This is a genomic window from Mycobacterium sp. 852002-51971_SCH5477799-a, assembly GCF_001667145.1.
Taxonomy (GTDB): Bacteria; Actinomycetota; Actinomycetes; order Mycobacteriales; family Mycobacteriaceae; genus Mycobacterium.
This window is the reverse complement of record NZ_LZIF01000068.1, coordinates 1-4,141: the sequence shown is the minus strand read 5'-3', so window position 1 is coordinate 4,141 and position 4,141 is coordinate 1. Positions and strand designations below refer to the sequence as shown.

At 65.6% G+C, this 4,141-nt stretch carries 3 protein-coding genes and 1 pseudogene; 2 read left to right on the top strand and 2 right to left on the bottom strand.

Annotated elements, in window-relative coordinates:
• Nucleotides 1–896: MAP_0585 family protein (locus A5753_RS24785; RefSeq protein WP_231990034.1), on the top strand; the 896-nt coding region annotated here is incomplete at its 5' end.
• 46 nt (nt 897–942) lie between these two features.
• On the opposite strand, the pseudogene A5753_RS07745 reads toward A5753_RS24785, so the two are convergent.
• Nucleotides 943–1,891, bottom strand: a pseudogene (locus A5753_RS07745) (transglycosylase SLT domain-containing protein).
• A 155-nt stretch (nt 1,892–2,046) separates the two neighbouring features.
• On the opposite strand from A5753_RS07745, the gene A5753_RS07740 reads away from it, so the two are divergent.
• A complete protein-coding gene (locus tag A5753_RS07740; RefSeq protein WP_067125383.1) occupies nt 2,047–2,853 on the top strand; it encodes a DUF732 domain-containing protein in 807 nt (268 codons plus the stop codon).
• A gap of 43 nt (nt 2,854–2,896) precedes the next feature.
• Here the strand turns inward: A5753_RS07740 and A5753_RS07735 are convergent.
• Nucleotides 2,897–4,141, bottom strand: a 1,245-nt coding sequence (locus A5753_RS07735; RefSeq protein WP_231990033.1) for a thioesterase domain-containing protein, incomplete at its 5' end; no start/stop codon positions are given.

The following is a 4,141-nucleotide window of genomic DNA, read 5'->3' as shown; positions in this document are numbered from 1 at the left end:
ACTGCCACGGTGGTGGCGGCGGGGGGGGGGGGGGTGGCGGGGGCAACCCCGGTGGGCCAGGTGGGCAGCCCGGCGGGCCAGGTGGGCAGCCCGGCGGCGGAAACACTCCGCCGGCGCAGGGCGGTCAGAACACCCCGCCGCAGGGCGGACACAGCGGTCCGCCGGCGCAGGGTGGTCAGACCAACCCGCCGCAGGGTGGTCAGAACACCCCGCCGCAGGGTGGCCAGAACACTCCGGCGCAGGGTGGTCAGAACACTCCGGCGCAGGGCGGTCAGAACACCCCGCAGCCCAACCAGCATGGTCAGAACCCAGGCCAGACAGGGCAGAACAACCCGCCCAATGAACACGGGCAGTACCCGCCGCAGGAAGGGCAGAACAATCCGCCCAACGAGCACGACCAGAACCCCCCCAACCAGGGCGGGCCGACCAATGCGCCGGCGAATACCCAGAACCCGCCGCCGAACAACAGGCAGCGCTACGAGGCGCTGAATCCGCCGGCGACGCAGCCTCCGCACCCGCCCTACATTCCGCGTCACGACGTGGTCACCGCCAGCGCGCAGATCGGTGGCCCCGCCGGTCCGAACGTTCAATTCAGCATCCCGGGTCGGGGTGCGCCCCCGCCGCCGCGCGAGCACGGTTACGGCTGGAACGACGGCCCGGCTCCCGGGCACCCGCCGCCGCACTGGGAGGGTCCGCCTCCTCCGGGTGGCTGGAACGGTCCGCCCCCTCCAGGGGGCTGGAACCGGCCGTGGGACGGCCCGCCGCGTGATTGGGACGCCGGTCGCCGCGACTTCGGACCCTTCAACTACAACACCTTCACCGTCGTCCCGGTGTTCAACTGGCAGTACGGGGGCTGGGGTTACTGGTTCTTCGGTGTCTGGGTGCCCCTGTACTGATCTGCAGTGAGGGGCTGTCTCGACCAGTACGTCTGACCGACGCGGTTTACTGCGGGTGGGCCGCCACGTATTTCGGCGGCCGGGATGGGTGATGACGCGTCGTACCCTACGGGAAGCAACACGTCGCCGGCCGTCGTCAAGCAGTAGACGTCCCACCGGTAGTACGCGGCGAACGTCGCGGGGTCGGCGGCCATCAGCGCCGCATAGTCGTCCACGGCGCGCACGTATTCATGGGCGTGGTTGTACCCGTAGACGGCGTGGTCGCGATCGTTGGCGAACCCGTTGGCCGCCAGGTAGCGTCCCGCCGCCAGGATGCTGTCGTGGGGCGAGTGGATGTCGCCCCCCTGGCCATAGCCGGCGAACGTCGAGGGCAGGAACTGCATGGGTCCCTGCGCTCCGGCGGTGCTCGCGCCGATGATGCTGCCGAAGCGCGACTCGACGAAGTTGATCGCGGCCAGGTAGTTCCAGCTGACGCCCGATTCGGACTCCGCCTGGCGGTAGTAGTTCATCAGCTCGTCGGCCGGTGCCGGCGGCGCGATGCGCCACGCCGGCAGGGTTTCTCGCACCGGCGTCAACGCGGTGAGTTGCCGGCGGGCGTCGACGTTGCGGTCGTAGACATCAATTAACTCGGGAGGGACGCGCGGGCGCGTGGCGGCGTCCCATTCGGGGTGGCGCCCGATGGCGCGGTAGGCCGCCTGCTCGCGATGCGCCGCCGCCGTCAGCGCCGGGTCCGATGTGCCTGGATCGCGCAGCGCGCGCTCGTCGGCCACCAGGTCGTCGGCCAATTGCGCGGGGTCCGACGCCAGACGAGGCTGCGCACCGCCCGGCGTTCCCGTGTCGGCGGGCACCATCCGCGTCGTCAGCACCGGGGGAGCGGCGACGTCTGCGGCCGTGGTCGGTCGGGTCGTGGCGCTCGGGTGCGCCGCCGAACAACCGGTGAGCGCGCACACGATCGCGCCGACGACGAGTGGCGCGGTGCGCCGGTCACGACTCACGGTGATCACGTCCGTCCGATGCCTTGAATTCCCACGGTTCCGGTTAGTCGGGTCACCGCGAGTCTGTCGCATTCGACCCTCAGACATCAATGCGGCGACGGTCTTTTGTTCGCAAGGAGTTGTCACAATTGCGCGGCCCTCTCAGACTGATTGGTATGCGCGACCGCGAGAAGATCGACTCAGAATTGCGGCTCATCGCGCTGCGGCGCCAAGCGATCCGCGAGCAGGGTGGTCGGCCATCGTCCATAGAGGCCGACCAACTGCTCGACGAGATCTTGGCCCACGGCGCCGGGACGTCTGAGCTCGACTCGTTTACCGTCTGGGAGACCGAGGTCGTCGCCGACGTCCGGTCGCGCGCCGGCAAAATCCGCGCGATAGCGTCTCGGCGACGCAAGGTTGCTGCGCTGCGCCGCTTCGGTCTTTTCGCGGCACTACCGCTCTCTTTGGTCGCCGTCGCGTCCGCGGTGGTGGTGATGTTCGCGCTCCACCGCGAGGATTCGTCGGCGCAACCGGAGGACACCCCGCCGTCGGCCGCACCCTCCACGCCGGCGGCGCCTCCCACACCGGCCGCACCGAAGCCGTCCGCTCCGGCGGTCAACGTTGTTGACGCGGCGTACATCTCCGTGTTGAAGCAGGAAGGCGTGCCGGTTCCTAGCCAGGACTACGTGATGGCGCAAGGGCACGCGGTGTGCGACTTCCTGGCGCACCAACCGAACTTCGCGGACGCGGTCAGCTTCGTGCAACGAACATCCGTATGGGACGCCAATCAAAGCACCGCCGTAACCGCGGGCGCCATCGCTTCGTATTGTCCCCAGTCTCGGCCTACGACCCCGGACCAGATTTCGCCGGCCTATCAGAACACGCTCTCTGATCTGCAGGCGATCGAGCGAAACCTGCAAGGCATTCAAGGCAATCTGAAAGACATTCAAGACGGTCTGCCGGGCGTCCCGGGCCGCCCGTGACCCGGGGCGGGTGGCAGAAAACGGGCCGTCTGTCCGGACCGCTTTACGGATCGAGCAAAAGTCTGAGCTGGTCGCCATACAGACTGAGCGATTCGACAGTCAACATGTTTTCGTGCGCGCAGTCGACCGAATACTCGGTGATGTCGCCGGCGACGTATGGCCGCCAAGTTTCGACAAGATATGAACTGCGATCGCTCTCGCTTCCCACGGCGGAGAATATGATCAGATCACCATCGAAAATGCGAGGTTCGTGAGCTCGCTGTAACTCAGTGTTCTTATTAAAGTTTTGGATTATCCAATCCACAAGCCGTTTGTATCTAGGGAAGTCTTTGACTCCTCGTTCGAGCATTACCTTTTCGATCTGGTCGGCGTCAAGCGGCTCTTGCAGCTCGGTAATATCTACGCCATAGAACCGCAAGATTTCTTCCAGCATCTGCTTGTCCTCTAGCGGATGGGTCGGCAGGCTCGCGCCCTCGAGGCTCAGTTGAGCGTCAAACAGGATAAGGCGTGCGATTACGCATCCACGTTGCTGAAGCGCGATGGCGACTTCATGAGCGACGAGGCCTCCAAAAGACCAGCCCAGAATATTGTAAGGCCCAATAGGATCAACTCTTTGTATCCTGTCGGCGTAATTCTTTGCCATATCAGGAATTGTCTGAGGTTCAGCTTCTTCGTCCAGTAGGAGTTGTTGAATCCCAATGATCGAGCAGTCCAAGTAATTACTGAGACGCTGATACGGCCAACTCATCCCACCCCCGGGATGGATGCAGAACAGCGGAAGTCCAGTACCCTCTTTGAGGAGCTCGACGGGGACTATGTCGAGCTGGCTGGCATCTGTACCCAACTGCCGGCTCAAGCTTCCAACTGACGGCGCGTGGAACAAGGTGCGCACCGCGAGGTCGGCATCCAGGCGCTTATTGATCTCGGCGACCACTCGCATCGCCGAAAGCGAATCCCCGCCCAAGTCGAAGAACGAGTCGTCAACCCCCACCCGCTCCAGCCCGAGGACTTCAGCGTAGATGCCGGCGAGCGTCTCCTCGGTAGGAGTGGCAGGGGCCCGGTAATGACTGGTGCCCTCATATTCCGGTGCGGGCAGGGCGCGGGTGTCGAGTTTGCCGTTGGCCGTCAACGGCAACGCGTCAAGCGCCACTACCGCCGCGGGGATCATGTAGGCCGGCAACCGCTCACCCAGGGCGGCCCGGATACCGGCCGGGTCGGCGCCCCCGGTGATGTAGCCCACCAGGCGGTTGCTGCCGGGCTGGTCCTCACGGGCGATTACCACCGCCTG

Coding starts and splice junctions, on each gene's coding strand:
- A5753_RS07740 (WP_067125383.1), top strand. CDS start 2,047: ATGCGCGACCGCGAGAAGATCGACTCAGAATTGCGGCTCATCGCGCTG.